The following is a 26,445-nucleotide window of genomic DNA, read 5'->3' as shown; positions in this document are numbered from 1 at the left end:
TGAGCGTTAACATTGCAGAGCCGCGCCGGGCCACGTCAAGAACGCGGGCCCGTCACCATCGAATCGATTCGACATCCTCGACGTGGTGCTGTGAGCGCTCACATCATCTGGCGACCCGGTACCGGCCCAGCACCATCTGGGCCAGCTCGTCGGCGACCTCGTCCAGCGTCGCGTCGACCCACCCGACGACCCAGTCGTGCATGAGCCCGTTGACGGCACCGATGATGGCCGCGGCCGTGGTGCGGTGGTTGCCGGGCGGGATCTCGCCGCGCGCCACGGCCTCCCCCGCCAGCCGGTCGATCAGCTCCACCCACAGCGCGCGCCGTTCGAGCCGCTGGCGGTCCATCCGCGGGCTGACGCCGACCACCTCGACGTAGGCGATGCGGGCGTGCCGCAGGTCGGCGCACGCGCCCTTCACGTAGGCGCGCACGGCCAGCGGCAGGAACTCGGCCATGCTCAGGTGCAGCAGCCGCGGGAGGGCCTCGGCGACCGCGCCCGCCGCCACGTCGTTGACGTGCAGGTGCAGGTCGGCGAGCAGGTCCTCCAGGGTGCGGAACTCCTCGTAGAACTGGCGGCTGGACAGCCCCGCCGCCTTGCACAGGTCACCGAGCCGGGTGCCCCGGTAACCGGGCCCCGCGCCGAACATCTCCAGACCGGCCTGCCGGAACCGCTCGCGCCGCTCTTCCCGGCGCTGCGCCGCGTCCTTGCCGCCGTAGCGCCCCTCCGCCGGGGTGATCCTGCCTGCCACGGCACCTCCGTCGACTGGCCCGCGGCGGTTGCGCCCCGCGGGTCTTGTGGTCGGCGTCACTCCGACCCTACTATCCAGTAGCAAGATCTGAACTCGGCCGATTTCAGATCTTCCCACGGGGTGAGTTCCCCTCCGAGACCCTGCGAACCTCGTCCCGGCCGCGGAGCCCGCCCGCGTTCCCGCCCCTCCCGGGGCACCGACTTCACTCGGAGAAGCGATGACCGCCAGTTCCGACCCTGCACGGAAAGCCCTTTCCGGGAGCGCTCTCACGCGCCGCGTCACCCGCGTCGCCGCCGCGGTGACCGTTCTCGCCGCTTGCGTCACCACGCCGGTCGCCGCCGCGGGCGCTGCCCCCGACCTGCGCGAGGTGATGTTCGTCGGCAACAACTGGGACGGCACCGCCGACGTCGTCAAGTCCACCGGCGACTTCGCGAGGATCGGTCGCCTCAACGTGATCCCCGACAAGACCCAGCGGCTCACCGAGATCTACCTCAACCCGATCAAGCTCGCGTTCTTCCTCGGCATCCGGCAGGGACCGGGCGAGGGCCACGACCAGTTCGTGGACGACATGTACGCCACGCCCGACGGCACGGCCATGGTCGTCTCCCGCCCGAGCTTCGCCGACGTCGTCTCGATCGAGCTCGCCACCGGCCGGGTCAGGTGGCGGTTCCCGGTGTCGGGCTTCCGCTCCGACCACATGGCCGTCTCCCCCGACGGCACCAGGGTCGCGGTGTCGGCGTCGACCTCCAACACCGTGCACGTGCTGGACATCGACACCGGCCGCCAGCTCGGCTCGTTCCGCACCGGCGACAAGCCGCACGAGAACGTCTTCACCAACGGTGGCCGCTACCTCTGGAACATGTCGATCGGCGAGGTCAACAACGACTTCGACGCCCCGGACCAGGACTGGCTGAAGGGCGACCGGCACATCACCGTGGTCGACACGACCACGTTCCAGACCGTCAAGACGATCGACATGCGCGCCCGGCTCGACGCGTTCGGCCGCGGCGACCTGTCGAACTCGGTGCGGCCCGCGGTGTTCAGCCCGGACCAGCAGAAGCTGTACTTCCAGGTGTCGTTCTTCAACGGCTTCGTGGAGTACGACGTGGCCACCGACCGGGTCACCCGCGTGAAGACGCTGCCGAAGAACCCGAACACGAGCGACGACCGCAAGACGTTCGTCAACGACTCGCGCCACCACGGCCTGTCCATGAGCCCCGACGGCAGCAAGCTCTGCGTCGCCGGGACGATGGACGACTACGCCGCGGTGGTCGACCGCGCGACGCTCGACCAGGGCCCGCTCGTCACCGCCGCCAAGCCCTACTGGGCCACGGTCAGCGGGGACGGCCGCGCGTGCGTGATCTCCGAGAGCGGCTCCGACCAGATCACCGCGATCGACTTCGCCTCCGGGCAGAAGATCGTCTCGGTGCCGGTCGGCGACCACCCGCAGCGCGTCCGCATCGCCCGCATCACCGCCGGGTGGACGGGTCCGACCCGCTGACGACGCGGCCGGGACGCGCGGTCCGGCGTGCTGCTCGCCGCCTTCAGTTGGGCGAGCAGCGCCAGCGCGGCCTGCGACGACGACCCGGCCGGTGCGGTGGCGACCACGAGGTTCGGCCCGCTGCCGTTGCCCAGCGTCTGCTGGGTGGCGGTGAGCGGGCGGTGCAGCGGGTCGCGCCGCGGGACTGGCGCTCGCGCCTGTCCCCCGCGCTCACCGAGGTGCCGCGGATCACCGGCAGGCCCGGTGCGCCGGTGATCTCGCTGCACGGTCTGGGCGACCTGTTCGTGCCGTTCTCGATGGAGCAGGACTACCGCGCGGACGTCGCCCGCAACGGCCGGTCGCGGTGGCTGGTGCAGCGGGCGATCCGGACCGTGGACCACTGCGAGTTCTCGCCGGCCGAGGTCGGCACGGCGTGGGACGACCTCGTGGCGTGGGCAGGCCGGGGCACGCGACCGGCCGGTGACGCGGTGGGTGACCGCGGCACCGTCGCCGCCGCCGCGTTCGGCTGCCGGTTCACCGACCGCGCCGCCCACACCGGTCCCGGCACCCGCCGGTTGTTCCCGGCCTGCACCTGACCGCTCTCACCACCCGTCCAGCGAGGTGTAGAGCATCCCGCCCGCGATGGCCGTGAACACCCCGGCCATTGCGAGCTCGCCCACGAGTCCCCAGCCGCCGGGCCAGCCGTACGCCAGTGCGTGGGTCGTCGCGGACACGGGCACGAAGCTCAGGAACATCCAGGCGAACGTGCGGAACGCCAGCATGAACAGTCCGTCCCACCACCCGAGGAACAACCCCCACAGCAGCACACCCAGGCCGAGGAAGCCCAAGTGCAGCCACCAGCGCAGGGTCGAGCCGGACGTGGGCAGGAACCAGGCCTCCGCGCCCGTCACCTGCACGCCGACCACCTCGCCGCGCCACAGCCGCAGCTCGGCCGCGTCGCCCTCGCGGGCCTTGGAGTAGAAGTCGGACGGCACGTCGCGGGCCCGCCGGGAACCGTCGGCCCGCTGCCAGGTGACCTCGAAGTGGGTGGTGGTCGTGGTGGTCGAGTGACCGTTGGCGTCGGTCTGGGTCGACGTCGTGGTGTAAGTGCGCCGGTCGGCGATCGAACCCCGCTCGGTCTCGAAGCACCCGCCCGCGCCCTGTTCGCACGCCGCGACGTCGCGGAACTCGCGCGTCTGCCGGTAGGGCTCCGCACCACTGACGAGCGCCACGACCAGGATGCCCAGACCACACGCCGTGACGAGCCACCGGACCGGGGAGCGGCCGGGCAACGAGACCTGCGGCCGGCTGCGGCTCCACCAACGCACCTTCACGGCATTCGATGGTAGTGCGACCGGCGGTGCCGGCGAATGGACAATTCAGTGACAGAAAAGGACTTCCGCCACTGGTCCACTTCCGTCAGCGCAACTCCTGCCGCGCCCACTCGGCGAAACTCGTGAGCGGCAGCCCCAGCTCCCGGGCGAACTCGGGACGGCCCACCATCGGAGTCTCGTTCAACCGGTCGTGACCGGCCCCCATCTCCGGCATCCCGGCGGCGAACGCCTGCTCCTGCGTCAGGTCCGGCGCGGCCAGCTCCCGGCCGAGCACCTCCGAGAGGACCGCGGCGATCTCGGTCATCGACAGGTGGTCGCTCGCGAGCTCCAGCTCCACCCGGTCGAACCGCTGCGGGTCCGCGACGGCCGCGGTCACCGCCGTGCCGATGTCCCGCACGGCGACCAGCGACAGCCGGGTCGCGGGCTTGACCATGCTGACCAGGCCGCCCTCGACGCCGCGCGGGAACAGGAACGCCGACGACGGCAGGAAGTTCTCCATGAAGAAGCCGGGCTTGAGCAGCGTCCAGCGCTCGAACCCGGCCGCGCGCAACCGGTCCTGGACGGCGGCCTTGGTGGTCATCGCCGCGGCCCTGATCGGGTAGCGCTCGTCGACGACCTCCCGGTCAGCACCGTCCACCGTGGTCTGGATGAACTGCCGGACGCCCTGCTCCCGTGCGACCTCCATCAGGGTGACCGCCTGCGCGAGCTCGCCCGCGAAGTCGAACCCCCGCTCGGTCAGCGCGGCCATCTGCACGGAGAACACCGCGCGGACGCCCTTGGCGGCACGGGACAGCGACTCGCGGTCGTCCAGGTCGCCGGCCACGAGCTCGACCCCCAGTGCCTTGGCACGATCGGCGTCCGGGTCGCGGACGAGCGCGCGCACCGGAACACCCGCCGCGGTCAACGCACGGACGGCGGCGCCGCCCTGCTTGCCGGTGGCTCCTGTCACCAGAACTGGTGCGGACATGACACTCCTCAACAGCGAGAACGTAAACGGCGGGGTCCGCCGTTTATCGCTCGGCTACGATATGGCGGCCCCCGCCGTTTACGCAAGCACGAGGTTCCCATGGTCGAGAACCAGCGCGCCGACGCCCGGCGCAACCACGAGCGGATCCTCGCCGTGGCCGAGCGAGAGGTCGCCGCCCACGGCGCGAGCGCGTCGCTGGAGCAGATCGCCCGCGTCGCCGGCGTCGGTTCGGCGACCGTGCGCCGCCACTTCCCCACCCGCCAGGCGCTGCTGGAAGCCGTGTCGTGGCACCGGGTCCAGGCACTGTGCGACCGCGCCCGCGAGCTGACGGGGACCGGTGACAGCAGGGACGCGCTGCTCGCGTGGCTGACCGAGGTGGTGGCGTACTGCGTCACCGCACGCGGACTCGCCACGGCACTGGCCTACGAGGGCGACCCGGTGCACGGCAACTCGTGCGCGGGAGCCCTGGAGGAGGCGGCGGAACCGTTGCTGCGCAAGGCGATCGAGGACGGCGCGGTTGCGCGGGACGTCACGGTCGTCGAGCTGGTGACGTTGGTCGTGGGGATCGCGATGGCCACCGAGGGGCACCAGGACCCGGCCGCCGCGGCGCACCGGTTGTTCGCGCTCGCCGTGGCGGGGATCGGCCCCTCCCGCTGAGCGGGGTGGTCCCAGCAGGTGAGCGTTCACCCGGAACGATCGGGAGGCGAGGTAGCGTCCGTCGCTGTGCCCCCGGTACCGCCATCGGGGTGCGTTCGCCGAGCAGTGAGGAGACGAGCCGTGCGCCGTCGTATGCGTGGCACCGCCGTTGCCGCGATCGCGTTGACCAGCCTGATGGTGGTGAGCGCCTGCGCGAAGGACTCCGGGGGCGGCGGCACCGCGTCGACGTCCACCGGCGCGGCCTGCGAGCTCGCCACCCCGCCCACCGCACCCCCCGCGGCGAGCACCAGCGCGAAGAACAGCGAGAAGGTCGACGGCAGCGCGCTCAAGATCGGCCTGGCCTACGACATCGGCGGCCGCGGCGACGCGTCGTTCAACGACCTCGCCGCCCTCGGCTTCGACCAGGCGATCAAGGACCTCGGGGTGAAGGAGGAGAACACCCGCGAGCTCTCCGCCGCGCCCAACGAGGACGAGACCGCCAAGCAGACCCGCCTGCGCCAGCTCGCGAGCGAGGGCTTCAACCCGATCGTCGGCGTCGGCTTCGCCTACACCGAGTCGCTGAAGGTCGTGGCCCCGGAGTTCCCGAACGTCCGCTTCGGCCTGGTCGACTCGGCCGTCGAGGGCGCCCCCAACGTCACGCCGCTCGTGTTCGCCGAGCAGGAGGGCGCGTTCCTGGCCGGCGTCGTGGCCGCGTACCAGAGCAAGAACTGCCACGTGGGCTTCGTCGGCGGTGTCGACATCCCGCTGATCCAGAAGTTCGAGGCCGGCTACGCCCAGGGCGCGCGCACCGCGGCCCCGAAGGTCAAGCTGGACAAGAAGTACATCACCCCGGCCGGCGACTTCACCGGCTTCCAGGACCCGCCGAAGGGCCAGGAGGTCGCGAAGGGCCTGATCGACAAGGGCGCCGACGTCCTCTACCCCGCCGCGGGCGCCTCCGGCATCGGTGTCTTCGCCGCGGTGAAGCAGGCGGGTGTCCTCGCCGTCGGCTGCGACGCCGACCAGTACAACCAGCCCGCGCTGGCCGCCAACCGGGACGTGATCGTCGCGTCCAGCCTCAAGCGCGTGGACGTGGCGGTGTACGACTTCTACCGCGCCGCCGCGAAGAACGACCTCGCGTCACTGCCGAAGGTCTTCGACCTCAAGGTCGACGGCATGGGCTACGCGACGTCGGGCGGGAAGGTCGACGAGAAGCTCAAGGGCGTCCTGGAGGCGTACAAGGCGCAGATCGTCGAGGGCAAGATCAAGGTGGCGCAGCAGCCCTGACCGCGGCGCACCCGTTCCCGGGGCACACGTCACCTGACCGGTGCCCCGATGGGAGGGTGCCCGATGGGCACTTCGGCGGCGATCAGGTGATCCCCGAGTCGCCGCCGGAGTGGAATCGCATTCCCGGTCAGATGTTTTCCACCCGACCCGCTGAGCTGTTGGGGCGGACGTCCCGCGCACGCGGGTGACGGGGAGTGCCCTGCCGCGCCGGTCTCCCTAGCGTCTGCGGTCTGTTCCCGGACCGGGGAACATCCCACCGCAGAAGGGATCCGCCCGTGCGAAGACGATTGCCGGCAACGCTGCTCGCGGCCGTGCTCGCCGGAAGCGCGCTCACCGCCACCACCGCGGTCGCCCAGCCGCTCGCCTCCACCCTCACGAAGACCGTCCAGGGCGTGTCCGACCCCGCGGCGCACGGCGACACCGCGACCTGGGTCGTGTCCTACGCCGGCGGCGCGGACGGTGCCGCCACCATCACCGACCCGATCGGAGCCGGCCAGGCCCTCGTGCCCGGTTCGCTGCGCGTTCCCCCCGGCTGGACCGGCACCGAGGGCAACCCGGTCACCGCCACGAACCCGAACGTGCGCAACGGTGGCACCGCTCTCTCCAGCCTGCTCACGCCACCGGTGCAGGCGAGCGCCAACGCCACCGGCGGCGACGGTTTCACGCCGATCCTGCACCGCACGCCGGACGGGCGGCTGCAGTCGTGGAACGTCTACCACCACCTGGCGCCCGCCAACCCGAAGCTCGTGTGCACCGACCTCACCACCAACTCGCCCTGCCCCGGCGGTCCGTGGCCGCGGCCGCTCAACACGGCACCCGGCCCGTTCGGCACGGGTGCCACCGGTGACATCGGCAGCCCGCTGGAACCGCAGTACGTCCGCGACGAGGCGAACCCGGCGCGGGTCTACTACTCGGCCACGACCGCGACCTCGATCGGCGTCGGCTGCCTCGACCTCGCGGCACCCGGCAACTGCGGGTACTGGCCGCTCGCGGCGCGGTCCGCACAGGTCTTCGAGATGGCCGGGCTCGTGCAGGTCGGCGGGAACCTCTACGGCGTCGCGACGTCCGGTCAGGTGGTGTGCTGGACGGTCGCCACGCAGAGCGCGTGCGCCGGTCAGCCCTACGCGCCGGTCGTGCCGCCGAGCAACAGCGGCGGCTACTACCTGGGCGCGCTGACCGTCGCCGCGGGCAAGGTGTTCGCGTCGTCGTCACAGCCCGCAGGCACCGTTCCCGTGCTCGGCTGCTTCGACCCCGCCACCACCACCGCGTGCACGGGCTGGGCGACCGCGAAACCGGTCGGTTCCTCCGGCAACTACACCTACAACGCCTACACCGCTTACAGCTCAACGGGTGCGGAGGTCGGCGCGTGTTCCAGCACGACCGGGGTGAACACCACGGTCTGCTACGCCGTCGACGGGTCGCCGCTGGCCGCTCCGGCCGGTCCGACCGGGCTGGAGAACGGCGTGATCGTGTTCAACCCGGAGGTGATCCGCACCGGCAACCGGGTGCGCAGCTACCTCGGCATCTGGCGCGGCCCGTACCTCGGCGCGACGGTCTGCCACGACTGGAGCACCGGCACGTCGTGCGCCGGGATGCCGGCGCGCATCCCGCACCCGACGGTCAACGGCGGTGACACGAGGGACTACGGGTACGCCTACGACACCCCCACCGGCTGCCTGATCGGGCTGGGCGACGCGGGTGTGCTGTTCTCGATGGATCCTGACACGGGGGCGTCGCCCTGCGTTCGCAGCGGCGCCTCCGTGTCGCTCACCCCGGCGCAGTTCTACTGCGACGGCAAAGCGCACCCGGTCGCGTACACCAGGGCGCGCCTGGCGGGCGTGACCCCGGCGAACGTGAACTTCGCGGCGTCCAGCGCGAAGGTCGTCGACCAGGACGGCAACCCGGTCGCCACACCGGGTTTCGCACCGGACGGCACCGTGGACCTCAGCGGCGTGACGGCCACGTCGGTCACGGTCACGGCCTCGCTCGTGCTGAACAACGCGGCGGACTTCGGTGGCGGCAACCAGCCGGCGCTGGTCGTGGAGTTCACCGGTGACGCACCGCAGGTGTGCTTCCGCACCACGATCGCCGCGGAGTGCACCGTCACGTCGGTCGCCAACACGGCCGGCGGCACCGACGCGACCGGCTCGTTCTCGTCCAACACCGTGACCCGGCAGATCGCGCCCGGCCCGGCGTGCCTGCCGAACGTGGTGGTGAACAAGGAGATCTGCGGTTCGCACACGCTGGCGCACTGCACGGCGGGCGGTTCGGGACCGTGGCTGAAGGAGGCACCCGTGGGCGTGCTCGGGCTGTTGAACGCGACGGCCTACTGGCGCATCACCGTGACCAACAACGGCCCGATCCCGATCACGGACGCGTACGTGGTGGACGACGTGGAACCGTCCTGCCAGACCGGACCGTTCACGTTGCAGCCGGGTCAGTCGAAGCAGGTCCACTGCTCGACGTACGCGCTGCTGTCGCTGTTCCCCTTGACCAACAAGGCGAAGGCGAAGTACACGCCGGTGAACGGCACGCGGCTGTACAGCGACTGGTCCTCGGCGAAGGCCTGCTCGCTGCTCTGCCTGCTGAGCTGAGGTGGCCGCGGATCGCGGTGCCGAACACCTCCCCGGCTGACGTCCGGGTGCCGGAAATGCCTGTGAGGCAGGCATTTCCGGCACCACCCGTTCACCGGGACTACGACTGCGCCACCGCCGAGAAGACGATCGAGTGCCACCCGGTGGCACCGTCGGGGACCGGGGCGGCGCGGTCGTTGGTCTGCGTGTACCCGGTGCGGTCGGTGGCCCGGCATTCGACGGTGTGGCCGCCCTCCGGCAGGTCGAGCTCGATCCGCCACATCCGCCACGTGTCGATGTTGACCTCGGTGGCGAGGGTCGCCTGCTGCCACGGTCCCCCGTCGACGCGGACCTCGACCTTGTCGATGCCGGTGTGCTGGGCCCAGGCCACCCCCGCCGCGACGAACCGGCCGGGCGGGACCCGTTCGAACGGCTTGGGACGGTCCACCCGCGACATCGGCTTCACCGGCGCCTTCTTGGCCCACCCGCGTTGCGCCCAGTACGGGTCGAACGCGTCGAACGTCGTGAGCTCGGCGTCGACCAGCCACTTCGTCGCGGAGACGTACCCGTAGAGACCGGGCACGACCATCCGGACGGGGAACCCGCGCTCCACCGGCAGCGGTTCGCCGTTCATCCCGATCGCCAGCAACGCACCGCTGCCCGGCGCCATGATCGACGCGACCGGCGTGCCGCAGGTCCAGCCGTCCACGCTGCGGGTCGCCAGCTGGTCAGCGCCGGGCCGGACCCCCGCCTCGCGCAGCAGGTCCGGCAGTGACACACCGATGAAGTTCGACGTCGAGATGTACGGGCCGCCGACCTCGTTCGAGACGCACACCAGGGTGATCGTCTTCTCGACCAGCGGGCGGCGCAGCAGGTCGTCGTAGGTGAGGACCATCTCGTTGTCCACCATGCCGTGCAGGCGCAGCCGCCAGTCCTCCGCGCGCAGCTTCGGCACGGTGAGAGCGGTGTCCACGCGGTAGAACTCGTCGTTGGGCGTGATGAACGTCGGCGTGCCCTCGCGGGCGAAGTCGGCGTTGAACGGGATCTCCGGCGCCTTCACCCCCGGCTGCAACCGGATCGCGCGCCGCGACGACTCCACGTCGACCCGCCCGATGAGGAACTGCCCTGCGGACGCGGCGATGCCCGCGCCCACCGCCACACCGGCCGTGGAGAGCAGGAACCGGCGCCGGTCCGGCGTGGCCGCGGGCCGCGCGGGCGCCGGGTCCGGGGTGGTCGCGGGCTGCGCGGGCGCCGGGTCCGGCGTGGCCGCAGGCTGCGCGGGCGCCGGGTCCGGGGTGCTCGCAGGCGTCGCGTCCGGTGCCCCCGTCCCAGCAGCGGACGTCGCCCCCGCCCCGGCCGCACGCGAGTACAGCCAGCGGAACGCGACCGCCCCGACGACGAGGCTGGTCACCGGCGCGAGCACGGACAGCGGTGTCGTCGTCGGCCGGGCCACCACGGCGGCGATGCCCAGCAGGCCGAGCAGCACGGCGATCCCCACGCCGGGCCACGGGCTGCGCCGCGACAGCAGGCCCGCCACCACGCCGATGGCGGCCAGGACGACCGCCATGCCGGCCAGGAGCACCAGCTTGTCGTTCTCGCCGAACGTGCGGATGGCGAAGTCCTTGACCGGGTGCGGCGTCAGGTCGATGGCGGTGTTGCCGACCGCGAGGAACGGCGAGGCCAGCGGGTTCACGAGCGCGGCCACGAGGTGTCCGGCGGCCAGCGCCGCCACCACGGAGACCAGCCCGATCAGGACGGTTCGGGTTGCCTTCACACGGGTGGTTCGCAGCGGGCAGCCGTGCGGCTTGGTCTGTCACCCGATGGGCCCCGTTCGCCCCGCCCCGCGGTGGGCGAGGCGGGGCGCACGGGCGCGGCGCCGTCCCGAACCGGCTGAACCGCATCTGGCGGATCCGCGCACCCGACGTCCGCACGACGGGCCCGCCGCGGTTCGCCTCCGAGGCCCGCGTCAGCACATCGTGTGACCGGCTGTTGACACTCCGGTAATCTGGGAGCGCTCCCAGACCTGCGAGAGGAGTCTTCATGCGAAGGGCCGTTCGTTCTTTCGCCGCTGCCGCCCTGCTGGTCGCAAGCACGGTCGTTGCGACAGCGGGACCGGCACAGGCCGATGTGACGATCTGCGACCAGTACGGGTCGACCACCATCCAGGGCCGTTACGTGGTCCAGAACAACCGGTGGGGCACGTCCGCGCAGCAGTGCATCAACGTCACGTCGTCCGGTTTCCAGATCACCTCCCAGCAAGGCTCCAGCCCGACCAACGGGGCGCCGGTGTCGTACCCGTCGGTGTTCCTCGGGTGCCACTACACCAACTGCTCCCCCGGTTCGACGCTGCCGATGCAGGTCAGCCGCATCCGCAGTGCCACGTCGTCGATCGACTACCGGTTCGCCGGCGGCACGTACAACGCCTCGTACGACATCTGGCTCGACCCCACGCCGAAGACCAACGGCGTGAACCAGATGGAGATCATGATCTGGTTCAACCGCCAGGGCTCGATCCAGCCCATCGGCAGCGCCGTCGGCACGACGAACATCGGCGGCCGGAGCTGGCAGGTGTGGCGCGGCAGCAACGGGTCGAACAACGTGATCTCGTACGTCGCCCCGTCGGCGATCAGCTCGTGGTCGTTCAACGTCATGGACTTCATCAACGACGTGCGCAACCGCGGTGCGATCACCAGCTCCTGGTACCTGACCAGCATCCAGGCCGGGTTCGAACCGTGGAACGGCGGTGTCGGCCTCGCGGTCGGCAACTTCTCCGCCTCGGTCAGCGGCTGAGCCGGCCACCGCTGCGCGCGGCGGCTACTCGCAGCCGACCGCGCGCAGCGCGGCCAGCACCAGCGCACGGGTGGCGGTGACGACCTCGGCCACGCCGACCTGCTCGCGCGGGCCGTGGGCGAGGCGCACGTCGCCCGGCCCGTACTGCAGCGTCGGGATGCCCGCCGCGGCGTAGAGCCGCAGGTCGCTGCCGTACGGGGCACCACGTTCCGCGGGGCGGGCGCTGCCGGTCACGTCCGCGTGCGCGGCGCCCACCAGGGCGGCCAGCGGGTGGCCCGCCGCCAACCGGCCGCTGGCGAACTGACCGCCGGGCCACGTGACGGTGGCCGGGTGGGAGCGCAGCCACGGGTCCGCGGCGCAGGCCTCCGCCACGCACTGCTCCAGCTCGGCGCGCGCCAGCGCCGGGTCCTCGCCGAGGCGGACGCCCAGCCGCCCCTCCGCCACCAGCAGGTCGGGCACGCTGCTCGCCCAGTCGCCCGCCCGCACCGTGCCGACGGACAACGGGTACGGGACCGGGTACTCGGCCATCAGCGGGTCGGCGTCCTCGTTGCGCCGGGCCTCCAGCCGCGCCAGCGCGTGGTGGATCGGCAGGTAGGCGTCGATGGCGCTCATCCCGGCGTAACGGGTGCTGCCGTGCGTGGCCTTGCCCGGTACCTCGACGCGGAACGTGAGCGCACCGGCGTTCGCGGTCATCAGCACGCCGCCGGTCGGTTCGGTGATGACGCAGGCGTCGCCGGTGTGGCCGCGCCGCAACGTGCCGAACGCCCCGAGCCCGCCGTCCTCCTCGCTGACGACGAAGTGCGCAGCCAGCGTTCCCCGCAGCCGCGCCCCCGACGACCGGATCGCCGCCAGCGCGGCGAGGACCACGACGAGACCGGCCTTCATGTCGCACGCACCGCGCCCGTGCACCACGTCGCCCGCGACGCGCGGCTGGAACGGGTCGCCCTCCCACTGGGCCAGGTCGCCGGGAGGGACGACGTCGACGTGGCCCTGCAGCACGAGCGTCGGCCCGTCGCCACGCGGCCGGGTGGTGGCGGCGAGGCCCCACGCCTCGTCGCGCGGGGCCTCGCCGCCGGGGAACAGCGGGTCGGATCTCAGCTCCGCCAGGTCCATCGACCACAGGTCGACGTCGAGGTCCAGGTGTTCCAGCCGGCGCGCCAGCAGGTGCTGCAGCTCGGACTCCGCCGCGCTGCCGGTGATGCTCGGCACCGCGAGCAGCTCCACCAGCGTCCGGCCGATCGCCGTCTCGTCCACGGCGGCCAGTGCGGCCGCTTCCACGTTGCTCAGGTTCACGAGCCGTGACAGTAGGTTCGATCTTGGCGCGCAAACAATCATCATCTTCGCCGAACTGGCCCCGGTTCTTTGCAATCTTCCGGCCCCGTTGCCGGATTATTGCGCCATGGACACCATCGACGAGGCGATCATCCGCTGCGTGGTGCGCAACGCCCGCGCCACCTACGCCCAGATCGGCAAGGAGGCGGGCCTGTCCCCGTCCGCCGCGAAGCGCCGCCTCGACCGGCTGGTGGACTCCGGTGCCATCCGCGGCTTCACCGCGCTCGTCGACCCGCAGGCCCTGGCCTGGCACACCGAGGCGTATGTCGAGGTGTACTGCACCGGCAACCCGACCCCGGCCGAGCTGCTGCGCGCGCTGGACGGCATCCCCGAGGTCGTCGAGGCCTGCACGGTCTCCGGCGCAGCGGACGCGCTCCTCTACCTGCTGGCGCGGGACATCCCGCACCTGGAGCAGGCCATCCAGCGGGTGCGCGCCACCGCTCCGGTGGACCGGACGGAGAGCACGATCGTGCTCTCCAGGCTGCTCAGCCGGCCGCGGTTGTGACTCCGTCCCGCGGCCGGCCGGCAGTGCTGACCCGGTCAGCCAACGGGTTTCGCGGCATCGCGGTCGGCGGCGTCGACGTCGACCAGAGCCAGCAGCTCCTGCACGTCACCGTCGCGGAAGACCCGGCGCTGCCGATCCGCACCGCAACCCTGCTCCTCCAGCAGCCGCAGACCCCGTTGCACGACGGGCAGGTCACCGTTCGCCTCGAAGATCGGCGTCAGGTCCCGCACCAGCGCGGTGAGCTGGTCGCGCACCGGAACCAGCTCGCCGGACAGCACGTCCGTCGTGCTGCCGTCGTAACCGTCCTTGGCCGCGCGCCAGCACGCCTGCTGCAACGTCTCCAGCGGCACCGGTTCGGCGGTCACCCCGCGGCCGACGTCCACCACGGCCCTGGCCACCAGCGCGCGGACGAGCGCCGCGAGCAGTGCCGCGTCGTCCACGGTCACGGCGACGTCGGCGACGCGCACCTCGACCGTCGGCAGATCGGTGGCGGGGCGGACGTCCCAGTAGACCATCGCCCGGTCCAGTGCCGTGCCCGCCTCGATCACCGCCTCGCACGCGTCCTCGTAGTCCTGCAACGCGGGGAAGAACGGCGGCGGGCCGGAGACCGGCCACCGCGACCACACGGTGGTGCGCCAGCTCGCGAACCCGGTGTCCTCGCCGCCGGAGAACGGTGAGTTCGCGGTGAGCGCGGCCAGCACCGGCAGGTAGGGCCGCACGTGGTTGCACACCTGCACGGCGGTTTCCTTGTCCGGCACGGCGACGTGCACGTGGCAGCCGCAGATCAGCTGCTGCTCGGCCAGCACCCCGAACTGCTCGGCGATCCGGAGGTAGCGCGCGCTGTCGGTGATCTCTCCCGTGCCGTCACCCAGCGGTGGCGCGCCGACGGACACGGCCCGGCACCCGGCCGCCCGTGCGGCGGCGGCGACCTTGCGGCGTGTCTCCAGCAGCTCGTCGCGCGCTTGTTCCACGTCGCGGCAGACAGAGGTGTTGATCTCGACCTGCGCGCCGGTCAGCTCGTGCTCCAGCTCGAGGCCGTGCTGCTCGCGTGCGATCGCGACGACCTCTTCTGCCCGGTTCACCGGCACACCGGTCTCCGGGTCGACGAGCAGGAACTCCTCCTCCACACCGACTGTCGGACTCCACATCCGCTCCGATGGCGGCTTCTCCACTGGCTCACCCGTCCCGCGCTCGTGAAACGGCCGCGCGGCAGACCCGCAGCGACCAGCGGCCGAATACCCTCCCGGGCCATCGCGAAAACCGCCGGATGACCCCCGTTCGGTGCAACCGGTCACGCCAAGTCAGCCCGCCATCCCCTCCCCTGCTGCTGACAGCATCTGCAAGTACCGCCAACCCATGATCAAATCGCCGCTGACCACCACCAACCGGTTCGCCGTCTGCTGAACCAGTCCTGAGGCAGCCGGGCGGGCGGAGGGCGAACCTGGCTAGCGAGGGGTGCCGCCCAACGCGCCGGTTACGGCTTGCACGAGCAGTTGCGGGCGTGAACCAGCCGCCACGAGGTCCGGTGCGTCGTCAGGCAGCCGGTTCACCTCGTGCACCAGCGCCAGGAACACCTGCCGACACCAGTCGGCACCGGTGGCGGTGATGTCGCCCGCCGCGCGCAGCCGGGCGAAGACCTGTTCGAGCCCGGCCGCGACCTCCGGGCTCAGGCCGTCCCGGCAGCCGTCCGACTGGCCCATCAGCTCCATCGCGAACCGGTGGCTCACCTTGAGCTCGAAGAGGATCTCGGTGAGCCGCAGGAACACCACGAGCGGCGCGGCGGTGTCCATCCTGGACTGGTCGAGCGCGCTGAGGTAGCGCTGGTTGAGCTGGTCGGTCAACGCGTCGAGCAACGCCTGGCGGGAGGCGAACCGGCGGTGGACGGTGGCGCGCGTGAGCCCCGCGGCCTCACCGATGCGTTCCAGCGACGCCGCCGGATCGGCGGCCAGGACCTCCGCGGCCGCCGCGAGGATCCGCGCGGTGTTGTTCTCCGCGTCGGCCCGCAGTCGTCGCGCCCCCGTGGACGTGCTCATGTGCCTGCCCCTCTCGTCAGCCACAAACGATACGGCACTGTCGCAGTTGTTGCGCTAAGTGCAACAGGTGTGTATCACTTGAAAGGGATCACCACAGAGAGGACCCACGTCATGGACCTGCAGCTCGAAGGCAAGCGCGTGCTCGTCACCGGCGCGAGCAAGGGCATCGGGCTCGCCGTCGTGCGCGCCTTCATCGCCGAAGGGGCGTCCGTCGTGGCAACGGCCCGGCGCGAGACCCCGGACCTCGCCGCCACCGGCGCCGTGTTCGTCCCCGCCGACCTGTCCACCCCAGACGGCCCTGTCCGGCTCGTCGAGGCCGTGCTCGCCCGCGCCCCGCGGCTCGACGTGCTGGTCAACAACGCCGGCGGCGGCGACCGGGCGGAGGGCATGTTCGAGGACCCGTTCAGCGGCGACGACGACGCCTGGGCGACTGTGTTCGCGTTGAACCTCAACGCGGCCGTGCGCGCGACGCGGGCCGCACTGCCCGCACTCGCGAAGTCGCGCGGCGCGGTCGTGAACATCAGTTCCAGCAGCGCCCGCGACCCGCACACCGCACCGCTGCCCTACGCCGCGGCCAAGGCGGCGCTCAACGCGTTCACCCGCGGCCTGGCCGAGGCAACGGGCCGGATGGGCGTGCGGATCAACGCCGTGACGCCCGGCGCCACCCGCACCGACCTGCTGGTCGGCGACGACGGGTACGCGGCCGGGATCGCCGAGCACCTCGGCGTCGAGCGCGACGCGTTCTTCCAGGGCCTGCCCGAGCAGCTGGGCATGGTCACCGGCGACCTGATCGACCCGAGCGAGATCGCCCGCGCGGTCGTGCTGCTGTCGTCGCCGACCATGCCGAGCGCCGTCGGGTCGAACTGGGCCGTCCACGGCGGGCAGCTGAAGACCGCCTGACACCCCGCCTCGACCAGTTGCCTTTATATAAAGCTATATTGAAAGGCAACTGGTCGAGGAGGACACGTGGAGACGGACCTGGTGGGCGGGGTGGTGGAGTGGTGGCAGCGCCACGCCCCGGAGCTGCCGGCGCAGACGATCGAGCTCACCAAGCGGGTGGCACGGCTGCACGCGCTCACGGACCGCGTCACGGTCGCCGTGCTGAGCCGGTTCGACCTGAGCCGTGCCGAGTACGACGTGCTCGGCACGCTCCTGACAGCGGACCGCCCGACGCTGAAGCCGTCGGAGCTGTCGGCGCGGCTGCTGCTCACGACCGGCGGTCTGAGCAACGTGCTGCGGTCGCTGGAACGGCGCGGGCTCACCGTTCCGGCCTCGGACGCGACGGACGGCCGCAGCAAGCGCATCGCGTTGACCCGGCAGGGCACCGAACTGGCCGAGGAGGTCGTCCGCGCGGTCGTCGCCGCCCAGCACGAGCTGGTCGGCAAGGCGGACCCCGCCGACGTGCGGGCCGCCGTGGCCGCGCTCACGGCCCTGCTCGCGGCGACGGAGGCATGACATGTCCCGGTTCACGATCACCAACATCCACCCGTTCACCGCGGCGCACACCTTCGGCCCGCTCGGTTCGGTGACCGTCGACAACGGCGTGGTCACCGGAAGCACCGGTGGTGGCGAGCTCGTCGACGGACGGGGCGGCTACCTGCTGCCCGGCCTGATCGACACGCACGTCCACATCGGACACGCCGACGAGCTCACCACCGCGCTGCACTGGGGCGTCACCACCGCGCTCGACATGGGGTCGAAGCTGTGGGACGACCTGAGGTCGTTGCGCGACACCGAGTCCGACACCCGAGCCGACGTCCGCGGCGTCTCCCACCCGGCGTGCGCCGTGCGCGGCACCGCCGTGCGCAAGATGGGTTTCCCGGCCTCCACGGCGGTGCGCGGCCCCTTCGACGCCGCCCGCTGGGTGGCGGAACGCCTGCGGCAGGACCCGGACTACCTGAAGGTCGTGCTGGAGGAGCGGCTGCTGCCGTTCCAGCCGAGGCCGCTCAGCCAGGACACCGTCACCGCCCTCGTCGCGGAGGCCCACCGCGCCGGGAAGAAGGTGGTCGTCCACGCCGCCTCACCGCAGGCCTACGCCACCGCGCTCGCCGCCGGGGCCGACGTCATCACGCACGCCCCCGTCAGCGCCGCGCTCCCCGCCGACCTGGCCGGCCGGATCGCCGCCGCGGGAACGGCCGTGTCCCCCACGATGGTCATGATGCGAACGGTCCTGGAGAACCTCCGCGTGCCGTTCAAGCCGAAGTCGCTGCACTTCGGCCAGACCGTCGCCTCGACCACCGCCCTGCACACCGCCGGGGTGCCGATCGTCCTCGGCACGGACGCGAACGCCGACCCGAGCTCGCCCGCCCGGGTCGCCCACGGCAGCGCGGTCCACGAGGAGCTCGCCCTGCTGGTGTCCGCCGGGCTCACCCCGGCCGACGCGCTCGCGGCCGCGACCTCCCGGGCCGCGACCACGTTCGGCCTGCACGACCGCGGGGTCATCGCCACGGGCAAACGCGCGGACCTCCTGCTGGTCGCCCGCGATCCCACGCGGGACATCAGCGCCACCCGCGAGATCACCGGGGTGTGGAAGCGCGGGGTCGCCGTGCCGCGCTGACCCCTACTCCCGCCCCTCCTGCGCGCGGCGCTCCCGGAAGGCGATCATGTTCATCCGGTTGCCGCACCGCACGCTGCAGAACCGCTTGAGCCCGTTGCGCGACAGGTCGAGCAGCAGACCGGCGCAGTCGTCGGCCGCGCAGATCCGCAGCCGGTCCACCTCGTCCATCCGGATCACGTCGATGAGGGCGAGCGCGGCCTCCACGCGGATCCGTTCCGCGAGCGGCGAGCCGGGTTCGGTGGCGTGCATGTGCCAGTCCTGCGTGTCGTGCCGCACGAGGTGAGGCAGCGCCTTGGCGTCGCGCAGCATCTTGTTGACGACCTCGACGGCGTCGTCACGGCTGAGCGTCCACGCGTGCCGCAGCTGCGCCCGCGCCTCCTGCACCTCGCGCAGCTCGGCCTCGTCGCGGTCGATGCGGCCGGTGAACCCGACGCGGGTCACCAGCTCCGAGAGCTGCTCGACCGTGGCCAGCTCGTCGGCACCGCTGCGGGACGCCGACGGGTCGGTGTTGCACAGGTCCACGACGAAGGCGAGCGACACCTCCGTGTCAGGGGCAAAACGCAAATTGACTCCTTACCCGAAGCGGCTTAGCGTCAGGGGCATCGGCCAGGTTAGGCCATGACAACGCTCGGAAGCCGGGAGGCACGCATGGGAGTCCCGTCGAAGTCCACGGGTCTGATCGCGGCAGCGGTCTCGTTCCTCTCCTTCGGCACCTCCGGGGCGTTCGTCAAACCGCTGCTGGACAACGGCTGGTCGCCGACCGCGGCGGTCACGGCCCGCGCGCTCGCCGCCGGGCTGGTGCTGCTGCCGTTCGTGCTGTTCTCGCTGCGCGGCCGGTGGTCGTCGCTGGTGCGCGCCCGGTGGTCCGTGGTGGGCATGGGCGTGGTCGGCGTGGCGGTCACGCAGGTGCTGTACTTCGCGGCGATCCAGCGCATCCCGGTGGCGACGGCGCTGCTGATCGAGTTCCTCGCGCCGATCATCCTCGTCGGCTTCACCTGGGCGGTCAGCCGCCGCACACCCGCACCTGTCGTCTTCGTCGGCTCGGTGCTCGCCGTCGGCGGGCTGGTGCTCGTGATCGGACCTGGCGCACTCCAGGCGGTGGACCCGGTCGGCGTCGCCGCTGCTTTCGGCGCGGCCATCGGCTGCTCGGTGTACTTCGTGATCGCCGCACGCCCCAACGAGGGGCTGCCGCCGGTCGCGCTCGCCGGCGCGGGCCTGCTGCTCGCCGTGCCGGTGCTGGCACTGGTCGGCGCCACCGGTCTGCTGCCGTTCACGGCGACGTTCGGCGACCTGCCGCTGTTCGGCACGAGCACGCCGTGGTGGGCGCCGCTGCTCGTCGTCGCGGTCGTCGGCACCGCACTGGCCTACGCGAGCGGCATCACGGCGTCCGGCATCCTCGGCTCGCGGCTGGCGTCGTTCATCGCGCTGCTGGAGGTCGTGTCGGCGTCGGTGTTCGCCTGGCTGCTGCTCGGCCAGGGCCTGTCCCCGCTGCAGCTCGCCGGTGGCGCGCTGATCCTCGCCGGGATCGCCGCGGTCCGCGCGGAACGGGAGCGGGTGGAGCCGGTCGCGGTGCCCGCGGTCGGTGCCGCGACCCCCTAGAACGGCGGATCGGTGCGCAGGCGGCCGTGCACGTGCATGTCGTGCCAGCCGTCCGCGTGCCGGGCGGCTCCGCGTTCCGTTCCCTCGACGGCGAACCCCAGCTTCGCGGCCACCCGGCACGACGCGGAGTTGGCCGTCGAGTGCTGCAGCACCAGCCGGTGCAGGCCGAGCACGTCGAACGACCACCGCGCCACCGCCCGCGTCGCGCGCACCGCGACCCCGGCACCGCGCGCTTCGGGCACCACCCAGTACGACAGGTGCGCCGACGCGACACCCAGCGAGATCATGCGCAAGCCGACCTGCCCGACCGGCCGGTCGTCGGCCCGGCCGGCCACCGCCCAGCTGCCGTCGGTCTCGGCCTCCCACCGCCGCGCCCACTCCTCGACCCACGCGCGGGCCTCGGCGAGCCCGTCCATCCGCCGCACGTGCCACCGCTGGACGTCCGGGCAGTCGAACGCCCTTTTCACGACGTTGGCGTCAGCGGCCAGCCACGGGCGCAGCACCAGGCCGTCGTCGACGTCGAGGTGCGGTTGAGCGAGGGCGCGCAGGGAGCCCGCGGACCGGGCGGGACCGACCAGGGAAGGCACGCGGCCATCCTCGCACCGACGCACCGGCGCAGCAGCCCGATCCGGCCCGGCGGATTCACGACCGCCCACTTCCGCGAATTAGACAGGAATCGGCCAGTGAATTGACGAAATCAGCACCGGAACCGGCAGATTGCGGCAATTTCCGACGGTCCGGTTGACCTCGCTGTTCGGTACCCGGTACCGATGGGACGACAGCTCAGCGAAACCGAGTCGGGAGAACCGTGAGAAGAATTCAACGAATAGTCGCAGCGGTGCTGCTGGTCGGGGGAACCCTCGCCGGAACCGCCGCACCAGCCGCAGCGGGCGGTGGCGTCGACATCAACGGGTGGTGCGTGGCCACCTTCCAGAACCCGTGGCACGCGGAACTCGTCCATTTCCACGTGTTCGGCTGGGCCTGCCAGTACGGCCAGGACCCAGGCGGCCGTCAATCCGTCGACATGAACGCGGCGTGCCGCCGCACTTACGGGTCGAACAGCACGGCGGGCTACACGAGCTACAACAACCCGTATTCCTGGTACTGCACGTGACGCGCCGGTCCGGTGGCGCGGAACACGCCACCGGACCGCCGGGATCACCGCCAGCCGAGCTCCGGCGCCACGTGCAGCAGGATGTTCTCCACCACGTGCGCGCTGTAATCCACGCCCAGCTGGTTCGGCACGGTCAGCAGCAGCGTGTCGGCCTCGGCGATGGCCTCGTCCTCGGCCAGCTGCTTCGCGAGCACGTCCGGCTCGGCGGCGTACGAGCGGCCGAAGATGGCCTTGTTCGGGCCGTCGATGAAGCCGATCTGGTCGCGGCTCTCGCCGTCGTCACCGAAGTACATGTGGTCGAGGTCGGTGGTGAGCGCGAAGATGCTGCGCGACACCGAGACGCGGGGTTCGCGGTCCCAGCCGGCCTCGGTCCACGCCTTGCGGAACGCGCGGATCTGGTCGGCCTGCTGGACGTGGAACGGTGCGCCGCCCTCGTCGAACTTCAGGGTCGAGCTCATCAGGTTCATGCCCTGCTCGGCCGCCCACACGGCGGTGCCGTTGGAGCCGGCGCCCCACCAGATGCGGTCGCGCAGGCCCGGCGAGTGCGGTTCCAGGCGCAGCAGACCGGGCGGGTTCGGGAACATCGGGCGCGGGTTGGGGCGTGCGAAGCCCTCGCCCTCCAGCACCTTGAGGAACACCTCGGCGTGCTTGCGGGCCATGTCGGCCTCGGTCTCGCCCTCGGCGGGCTGGTAGCCGAAGTACCGCCAGCCGTCCACGACCTGCTCGGGCGATCCGCGGGAGATGCCGAGCTGGAGCCTGCCACCGGAGATCAGGTCGGCGGCGCCCGCGTCCTCCACCATGTACATGGGGTTCTCGTAGCGCATGTCGATCACGCCGGTGCCGATCTCGATGCGCTCGGTCTTGGCGCCGATCGCCGCGAGCAGCGGGAACGGCGACGCGAGCTGCTGCGCGAAGTGGTGCACGCGGAAATAGGCGCCGTCGGCACCCAGCTCCTCGGCCGCCACCGCGAGGTCGATCGACTGCAGCAGCGTGTCCGCCGCGGACCTCGTCTGCGAGTGCGGGCTGTCCGACCAGTGCCCGAACGACAGAAAACCGATCTTCTTCATGTCCTGCCCAACACTTCCGTCCGGTAGCCGGTGCACGGCGGGCTTCCGCCTGTGCCACGGGAACGTGCACCGGCGCGCGGGCATTCCCCGTGCGGCGCGATGGTGCCCGATCTCACCGCCGCACCGGCAGCAGGACCGTGTCGCCGCGGGGCACCACCCGCACGTCCAGGCCGGTGCCGCGCCGGGCGATCTCCGCGGTGAAGTCGGACAGCGGCGACTTCATCACCCCGTACTCCTCGTAGTGCACGGGGACGGTGGTGCGCGGCGAGAGCAGCTCCACCAGGTCGGCGCCCTGCTCGCCGTCCATGGTGAGCAGCACGCCGAGGACCTTGGTGCCGCCCAGGTGCACGACCGCCAGGTCGATGTCGGCGAAGCGGTCGCGGATCTGCCGCAGTGACGGGTGCACGAGCGTGTCGCCGCTGAGGTACACGCGGAACGGCCGCCCACCGGCCTCCTGGTACTCCAGCATGGTGCCCATGACCGGCGGCAGCAGGTGGCCCACCGCTCCCAGCGCGTGCCGGCCGGGCAACGAGGTGATGGTCAGCCGCGCCGTGCCGCGGGTCAGCGTCGTCGTCTCCCACGTGCGCAACGGCTGCGCCTCGCGGAAACCTCGCCGTGCCAGGCGTTTCGCCGCGTGCGGTGTGGTGAGCACCGGCAGGTCGCGGGCCAGCTCCCGGCTCGCCACCCGGTCGAAGTGGTCGCCGTGCAGGTGCGACAGCACCACGGCGTCCAGCTCGGGCAGGTCGGCGATCTCGACGGCCGGGTCGGTGAGCCGGCGCGACACCACGCCCTGCCCGATGTGCGTCCACTGTCCCTTGTGGAGGAAGTTGGGGTCGGTCAGCAGCGTGAACGGCCCCAGCCGCAGCACCGTCGTGGCGTTGCCGATGAAGTGCAGCGAGCCGGTCACCGGTCAGCCCCGGTCCGGGTCGTCGCTCACCGAGTAGTCGGAGAGACCGACGTTCCCGGTCGGGTTCGGCTCCGGGTGCGCCGACCCGGAGCCGCTGCGGCCCGGCACGGTCTCCGCCTCGTCCACCACGTCCGCCCCCGCCTCCTGCAACGAGGTCCGGCTCGCGTTGTCGTAGTCCTGCTCCGCGTTGTCACGCCGTTCAGTGGTCATACCGCTCGGCTACCCGGTCCCGGCGCGGATGAACGTGCGTCAGGGGCTGTGCCGGATCGCCACCAGCGCGATGTCGTCGGTCGCCGGCTGGTCACCGACCATCGTCGCCATCACCTGGATGCACAGCTCTTCCGGCTCCAGCGGTGTCACGACGCCGCGCAGCCGCTCCAGACCGTCGTCGAGGTCCTGGTCGCGCCGCTCGACGAGCCCGTCGGTGTAGAGCACGACCAGCGACCCCGGCGCCAGCTCCACCTCGGTGGCGCGGCGGCCGGAGCTGCCCAGGTCGAAGCCGACCGGCGGGCCCACCGGGACGTCGGCGAAGCGGGCCTCCGCACCCGGCTGCGCGATCACCGGGGGCAGGTGGCCGGCCACGGCGAGGCTCATGTGGTGCGTCGCCGTGTCGATGACGGCGTAGGCGACGGTGGCCATGGTCTCGTGCTCGAAGTGGCTCGCCTTCCGGTCGAGCTTGGCCAGCACGACCGCGGGATCGGCGTACTCCAGCGCGTAGGCGCGCAACGCGCTGCGCAACCGTCCCATCACGACAGCCGCCTTCAGGCCGTTGCCGACGACGTCGCCGATCACCACGCCCATCCGCCCGCCGGGCAGGTCGAACACGTCGTACCAGTCGCCGCCGACGCCGCTCTCCGCGCCCGGGACGTACCGTGCGGCCAGCTCCCAGCCCTCGGTGCTCGGCAGCCGAGCCGGGAGAAGGCTTTCCTGCAGCAGTGTCGCGGCGGCGCGTTCGGACCGGAAGCGGTTCACGTAGACGGCCACGGCGAGGCGGTCGGCGATCAGCTGCAGGGCGTCGACCTCCTCCTCCGAGAAGGTGTCGGCGGTGGTGCGGCCGACGTGCACGACGCCGGTCAGCTCGCCCTCGGCGATCATCGCGACGCCGAGCATGACCTGCAGGCCGTGCTCCCACAGCAGCGGGTTGACCACAGTGGACGGGTCGACGTGCTCGATCTGCAGCGGCAGCCGGGACTGGGCGACGCGACCGGCGAAACCCCTGCCGACCGCAACGCGCGCGCCCTGGAAGACCTCCTCGTCCAGACCGGAGCTAGCCCGCGCCACCAGCTGGGTGCCGCTGCGGTCCACGAGCAGCACGGTGGTGGTGTCGGCCGAGAGCAGCTCGCGGGTGCGGTCCAGCAGGACGTGCAGGACCTTGTCGAGGTCGAGCTCCTTGAGCGCTCCGTCGGTGATGGCGTCGAGGACGCGCATCCGCAACGACGTCCTGTCCTCCGCCATCCCACCTCCGTCTCGCAGTGCGACGGACAGTTTCCCACGTCTGGCGGAGTCGTGCGGCGAGCCGACCCGGTCTGATCATCGCAAACCGGTTCAAAATCAACTACCACCAGGTTTAACCGCTGATCACACTCTCCTTCGCAGCCCGTGCAAGCGCTCCCGCCAACCGGCGCGTCCTGGTCTGCACCGCGGGGCTGAGGTCGTGGTGCGCGGTGAGGACGACCTCGGTGGCGCCGGCTTCGACGTAGCGGCGCAGCCCCTCTGCGACGGTGTCCTCGTCGCCGAGCAGTGCCAGCTCCTCCGGTCGTTCGGTGCCGTTCAGCTCGAGAACGCGGCGGTAGGAGGCGAACTGCGGGTAGAACGACAGGCCGTCGGCCATGGTGCGGAGGTCCCGCCGGTCGGTGGTGACGGCGGCGGGGACGAGCGCCACGACGCGGGGAGCCGGCCTGCCCGCCGCTGCCGCGGCGGCGGTGACGGCGGGCACGATGTGCTCGGCGAGCACCTTGGGCCCCGCGAGGTACGGCACGGTCCCGTCGGCCAGCTCGCCGGTGACGCGCAGGGCCCGCGGTGCCATGGCGGCCACGAGCAACGGGGTCCGCGCCGCACCGGGGACGTGGGTCGGCAGCAGCGACCGCGCGGTGAGCAGCTCGCCCTCGTGCTGGGTGGGTTCGCCGCGCAGCAACGGGCCGAGTGCGGTCAGGAACTCGCGCAGCCGGGTCACCGGCCGTTCCCACGGCAACCCGAACGCCTGCTCGACGATCGGCGGCGCGCCCAGTGCGACCGCGAGGTGGAAGCGGCCGCGGGTGGCCGCCTGCGCGGTCTGGGCCTGGCTGCCCACCAGCAGCGGGTGCCGTGCGAACACCGGCACCGCGGAGACCCCGACGTCGATGCCCGGCACCTGCACGCCCACCAGCCCGGCCAGGCCGATGGCGTCGTAGTCGAGCCGCTGCCCCAGCCACACCGAGTCGGCGCCGAACCCGGCGGCCTCACGAGCCTCGTCCACGGCGGCCGCCACCAGGTCGTCCCCGCCCGTACCGGCCAACGTGACCCCGTACCGCACCGCTTGTGAAGTGATCGACATGCACCCATGTCACCCCCGGCGGCGGCCCCCGGCGCGCGTGATGCCCGTCAACCCGACCGACGATGCCTGCGGGGCATCACCCTGGCCAGCAGCTTCCCGGTTCCGGGGCAGTGCTCCCTCGTCACGGCGAGGAACGCGGCCAGCGGCGGTGACCCGTCGGTGGAGCGGAACGCCATGGTGAGGTCGGGCAGCCGCAGCACCGGGTCGACCTCCACGACGACGGTCTCCGGCCGGGCCAGGCGCCGCGCGCTCGACGGCAGCAGCCCCACCCCCAGCCCGCAGGCGGCCAGGCCGATGACGGTGTGCACGTCCCGCGTCGCGGTGACCCCGCAGGAGGCGCCGAGCAGCGGTGCCAGCACCCGCGCCGCGGCGGGTTCGTCGGCGGCCGACGACGCGATGAGCGGCTGACCGCGCAGCTGCTCTGCGGAGACGGCGGGCAGCCCGGCGAACGGGTGGCCGCGGTGGCACACCAGCACGAGGTGGTCGCCGGCGACCGGCACGGAGGTCAGCAGCTCGGCGCCGTCCCCGGCCGGCGCACCGCGGCAGAACGCCAGGTCGACCTCCCCCGCGCGCAACGCAGCCGCGCCCTGCGCCGTCGACAGCTCACGGCACTCCAGGCCCACCCCGGGGTGCACCGACCGGAACCGCGCCAGCAGCGAGGGCAGCAGCTCGACCAGCGCCTCCCCCACGAACCCGAGCCGCAGCGACCCGGTCTGGCCGCGGGCAGCCCGCCGCGCCTCGGTCGCCCCGGCCTCGACCTGCTCCAGCACCTGCCGGGCGTGCACGACGTAGACCTCGCCCGCGGCGGTCGGCACCACGCCGCGGGCGGTCCGTTCGAACAAAGCCGTGCCGAGCTCGCGTTCGACCGCGCCCACCTGCCGCGACAGCGAGGGCTGGGTCATCCCGAGCGCGTGCGCCGCGCGCCGGAAGTGGCGGTGCTCGGCGACCGCCACGACGTACCGCAGTTGTCGCAACTCCACACCGTC

At 72.1% G+C, this 26,445-nt stretch carries 27 protein-coding genes; 12 read left to right on the top strand and 15 right to left on the bottom strand.

Annotated features, from left to right (window positions below; all coding sequences use genetic code 11):
- Positions 1–103: 103 nt before the first annotated feature.
- Complete coding sequence (locus tag ACZ7CD_RS06875) at positions 104–748, bottom strand: TetR/AcrR family transcriptional regulator (protein ID WP_470378467.1); 645 nt, start codon at positions 746–748, stop codon at positions 104–106.
- A 217-nt stretch (positions 749–965) separates the two neighbouring features.
- On the opposite strand from ACZ7CD_RS06875, the gene ACZ7CD_RS06870 reads away from it, so the two are divergent.
- Both ACZ7CD_RS06870 and ACZ7CD_RS06865 read left to right on the top strand, forming a co-directional pair.
- The gene (locus tag ACZ7CD_RS06870) at positions 966–2,249 is read left to right on the top strand and encodes a YncE family protein (protein ID WP_470378466.1); all 1,284 of its coding nucleotides are present in this window, start codon (positions 966–968) and stop codon (positions 2,247–2,249) included.
- Positions 2,228–2,824: a hypothetical protein gene (locus tag ACZ7CD_RS06865; RefSeq protein WP_470378465.1), complete on the top strand. Its 597-nt coding sequence runs from the start codon at positions 2,228–2,230 to the stop codon at positions 2,822–2,824. Before ACZ7CD_RS06870 ends, ACZ7CD_RS06865 begins: the two co-directional genes overlap by 22 nt.
- Before the next feature lie 6 nt (positions 2,825–2,830).
- Here ACZ7CD_RS06865 and ACZ7CD_RS06860 read toward each other — a convergent pair whose 3' ends face one another.
- Together ACZ7CD_RS06860 and ACZ7CD_RS06855 are read right to left on the bottom strand one after the other, a co-directional pair.
- On the bottom strand, positions 2,831–3,562 hold the full coding sequence (locus tag ACZ7CD_RS06860; protein WP_470378464.1) for a hypothetical protein: 732 nt from the start codon (positions 3,560–3,562) through the stop codon (positions 2,831–2,833).
- An 85-nt stretch (positions 3,563–3,647) separates the two neighbouring features.
- Entirely contained in the window at positions 3,648–4,529 is an 882-nt protein-coding gene (locus tag ACZ7CD_RS06855; protein ID WP_360384154.1) for an NmrA/HSCARG family protein, read from the bottom strand.
- Positions 4,530–4,628: 99 nt separating this feature from the next.
- On the opposite strand from ACZ7CD_RS06855, the gene ACZ7CD_RS06850 reads away from it, so the two are divergent.
- From ACZ7CD_RS06850 to ACZ7CD_RS06840, 3 genes are all read left to right on the top strand, one after another.
- The gene (locus tag ACZ7CD_RS06850; RefSeq protein WP_470369064.1) at positions 4,629–5,186 is read left to right on the top strand and encodes a TetR/AcrR family transcriptional regulator; all 558 of its coding nucleotides are present in this window, start codon (positions 4,629–4,631) and stop codon (positions 5,184–5,186) included.
- 132 nt (positions 5,187–5,318) lie between these two features.
- A complete protein-coding gene (locus ACZ7CD_RS06845) occupies positions 5,319–6,449 on the top strand; it encodes a BMP family lipoprotein (RefSeq protein WP_470378722.1) in 1,131 nt (376 codons plus the stop codon).
- 275 nt (positions 6,450–6,724) lie between these two features.
- Positions 6,725–9,043, top strand: coding sequence for a DUF7617 domain-containing protein (locus tag ACZ7CD_RS06840; protein WP_360384158.1), 2,319 nt, complete (start codon positions 6,725–6,727; stop codon positions 9,041–9,043).
- 100 nt (positions 9,044–9,143) lie between these two features.
- Here ACZ7CD_RS06840 and ACZ7CD_RS06835 read toward each other — a convergent pair whose 3' ends face one another.
- A complete protein-coding gene (locus ACZ7CD_RS06835) occupies positions 9,144–10,796 on the bottom strand; it encodes a molybdopterin-dependent oxidoreductase (RefSeq protein ID WP_470378463.1) in 1,653 nt (550 codons plus the stop codon).
- Between the two features lie 266 nt (positions 10,797–11,062).
- Here ACZ7CD_RS06835 and ACZ7CD_RS06830 point away from each other — a divergent pair, with 266 nt between their 5' ends.
- Positions 11,063–11,812, top strand: a complete 750-nt coding sequence (locus ACZ7CD_RS06830) for a GH12 family glycosyl hydrolase domain-containing protein (RefSeq protein WP_360384162.1) — start codon at positions 11,063–11,065, stop codon at positions 11,810–11,812.
- Positions 11,813–11,836: 24 nt separating this feature from the next.
- On the opposite strand, the gene ACZ7CD_RS06825 is transcribed toward ACZ7CD_RS06830, so the two are convergent.
- Positions 11,837–13,105, bottom strand: coding sequence for an ArgE/DapE family deacylase (locus ACZ7CD_RS06825; RefSeq protein WP_470378462.1), 1,269 nt, complete (start codon positions 13,103–13,105; stop codon positions 11,837–11,839).
- 106 nt (positions 13,106–13,211) lie between these two features.
- Here ACZ7CD_RS06825 and ACZ7CD_RS06820 point away from each other — a divergent pair, with 106 nt between their 5' ends.
- Complete coding sequence (locus tag ACZ7CD_RS06820; protein WP_360384166.1) at positions 13,212–13,649, top strand: Lrp/AsnC family transcriptional regulator; 438 nt, start codon at positions 13,212–13,214, stop codon at positions 13,647–13,649.
- Between the two features lie 35 nt (positions 13,650–13,684).
- On the opposite strand, the gene ACZ7CD_RS06815 is transcribed toward ACZ7CD_RS06820, so the two are convergent.
- Together ACZ7CD_RS06815 and ACZ7CD_RS06810 are read right to left on the bottom strand one after the other, a co-directional pair.
- The gene (locus ACZ7CD_RS06815) at positions 13,685–14,797 is read right to left on the bottom strand and encodes a carboxylate-amine ligase (protein ID WP_470378461.1); all 1,113 of its coding nucleotides are present in this window, start codon (positions 14,795–14,797) and stop codon (positions 13,685–13,687) included.
- Between the two features lie 297 nt (positions 14,798–15,094).
- A complete protein-coding gene (locus ACZ7CD_RS06810) occupies positions 15,095–15,682 on the bottom strand; it encodes a TetR/AcrR family transcriptional regulator (RefSeq protein WP_360384170.1) in 588 nt (195 codons plus the stop codon).
- A gap of 111 nt (positions 15,683–15,793) precedes the next feature.
- Between ACZ7CD_RS06810 and ACZ7CD_RS06805 the strand changes: the two genes are divergently transcribed.
- The 3 genes from ACZ7CD_RS06805 to ACZ7CD_RS06795 all read left to right on the top strand — a co-directional run bounded on the left by ACZ7CD_RS06805 (position 15,794) and on the right by ACZ7CD_RS06795 (position 18,239).
- A complete protein-coding gene (locus tag ACZ7CD_RS06805) occupies positions 15,794–16,582 on the top strand; it encodes an SDR family NAD(P)-dependent oxidoreductase (RefSeq protein WP_470378460.1) in 789 nt (262 codons plus the stop codon).
- Positions 16,583–16,648: 66 nt separating this feature from the next.
- Positions 16,649–17,137, top strand: coding sequence for a MarR family winged helix-turn-helix transcriptional regulator (locus ACZ7CD_RS06800; protein ID WP_470378459.1), 489 nt, complete (start codon positions 16,649–16,651; stop codon positions 17,135–17,137).
- Position 17,138: 1 nt separating this feature from the next.
- Complete coding sequence (locus ACZ7CD_RS06795) at positions 17,139–18,239, top strand: amidohydrolase family protein (RefSeq protein ID WP_470378458.1); 1,101 nt, start codon at positions 17,139–17,141, stop codon at positions 18,237–18,239.
- 3 nt (positions 18,240–18,242) lie between these two features.
- Here ACZ7CD_RS06795 and ACZ7CD_RS06790 read toward each other — a convergent pair whose 3' ends face one another.
- Positions 18,243–18,803, bottom strand: coding sequence for a CGNR zinc finger domain-containing protein (locus tag ACZ7CD_RS06790; protein ID WP_360384178.1), 561 nt, complete (start codon positions 18,801–18,803; stop codon positions 18,243–18,245).
- A gap of 84 nt (positions 18,804–18,887) precedes the next feature.
- Here ACZ7CD_RS06790 and ACZ7CD_RS06785 point away from each other — a divergent pair, with 84 nt between their 5' ends.
- Entirely contained in the window at positions 18,888–19,838 is a 951-nt protein-coding gene (locus ACZ7CD_RS06785) for an EamA family transporter (RefSeq protein WP_470378457.1), read from the top strand.
- Here the strand turns inward: ACZ7CD_RS06785 and ACZ7CD_RS06780 are convergent.
- Positions 19,835–20,425: a GNAT family N-acetyltransferase gene (locus tag ACZ7CD_RS06780; RefSeq protein ID WP_470378456.1), complete on the bottom strand. Its 591-nt coding sequence runs from the start codon at positions 20,423–20,425 to the stop codon at positions 19,835–19,837. The genes ACZ7CD_RS06785 and ACZ7CD_RS06780 overlap by 4 nt on opposite strands.
- A gap of 251 nt (positions 20,426–20,676) precedes the next feature.
- Between ACZ7CD_RS06780 and ACZ7CD_RS06775 the strand changes: the two genes are divergently transcribed.
- Complete coding sequence (locus tag ACZ7CD_RS06775; RefSeq protein WP_360384184.1) at positions 20,677–20,952, top strand: hypothetical protein; 276 nt, start codon at positions 20,677–20,679, stop codon at positions 20,950–20,952.
- A 44-nt stretch (positions 20,953–20,996) separates the two neighbouring features.
- Here ACZ7CD_RS06775 and ACZ7CD_RS06770 read toward each other — a convergent pair whose 3' ends face one another.
- The 6 genes from ACZ7CD_RS06770 to ACZ7CD_RS06745 all read right to left on the bottom strand — a co-directional run bounded on the left by ACZ7CD_RS06770 (position 20,997) and on the right by ACZ7CD_RS06745 (position 26,439).
- Positions 20,997–22,019, bottom strand: a complete 1,023-nt coding sequence (locus ACZ7CD_RS06770; protein ID WP_360384186.1) for an LLM class flavin-dependent oxidoreductase — start codon at positions 22,017–22,019, stop codon at positions 20,997–20,999.
- Positions 22,020–22,131: 112 nt separating this feature from the next.
- Entirely contained in the window at positions 22,132–22,926 is a 795-nt protein-coding gene (locus tag ACZ7CD_RS06765) for an MBL fold metallo-hydrolase (RefSeq protein ID WP_470378455.1), read from the bottom strand.
- 3 nt (positions 22,927–22,929) lie between these two features.
- Positions 22,930–23,136, bottom strand: a complete 207-nt coding sequence (locus tag ACZ7CD_RS06760; RefSeq protein WP_470369053.1) for a hypothetical protein — start codon at positions 23,134–23,136, stop codon at positions 22,930–22,932.
- 39 nt (positions 23,137–23,175) lie between these two features.
- The gene (locus ACZ7CD_RS06755; protein WP_360384192.1) at positions 23,176–24,381 is read right to left on the bottom strand and encodes a PP2C family protein-serine/threonine phosphatase; all 1,206 of its coding nucleotides are present in this window, start codon (positions 24,379–24,381) and stop codon (positions 23,176–23,178) included.
- A gap of 112 nt (positions 24,382–24,493) precedes the next feature.
- The gene (locus ACZ7CD_RS06750) at positions 24,494–25,459 is read right to left on the bottom strand and encodes a TIGR03564 family F420-dependent LLM class oxidoreductase (protein WP_470378454.1); all 966 of its coding nucleotides are present in this window, start codon (positions 25,457–25,459) and stop codon (positions 24,494–24,496) included.
- 47 nt (positions 25,460–25,506) lie between these two features.
- The gene (locus ACZ7CD_RS06745; RefSeq protein WP_360384196.1) at positions 25,507–26,439 is read right to left on the bottom strand and encodes a LysR family transcriptional regulator; all 933 of its coding nucleotides are present in this window, start codon (positions 26,437–26,439) and stop codon (positions 25,507–25,509) included.
- Positions 26,440–26,445 lie beyond the last annotated feature (6 nt).

Source organism: Lentzea sp. NPDC036949, assembly GCF_055608075.1.
This window is presented reverse-complemented; position numbering and strand designations above follow the sequence as displayed.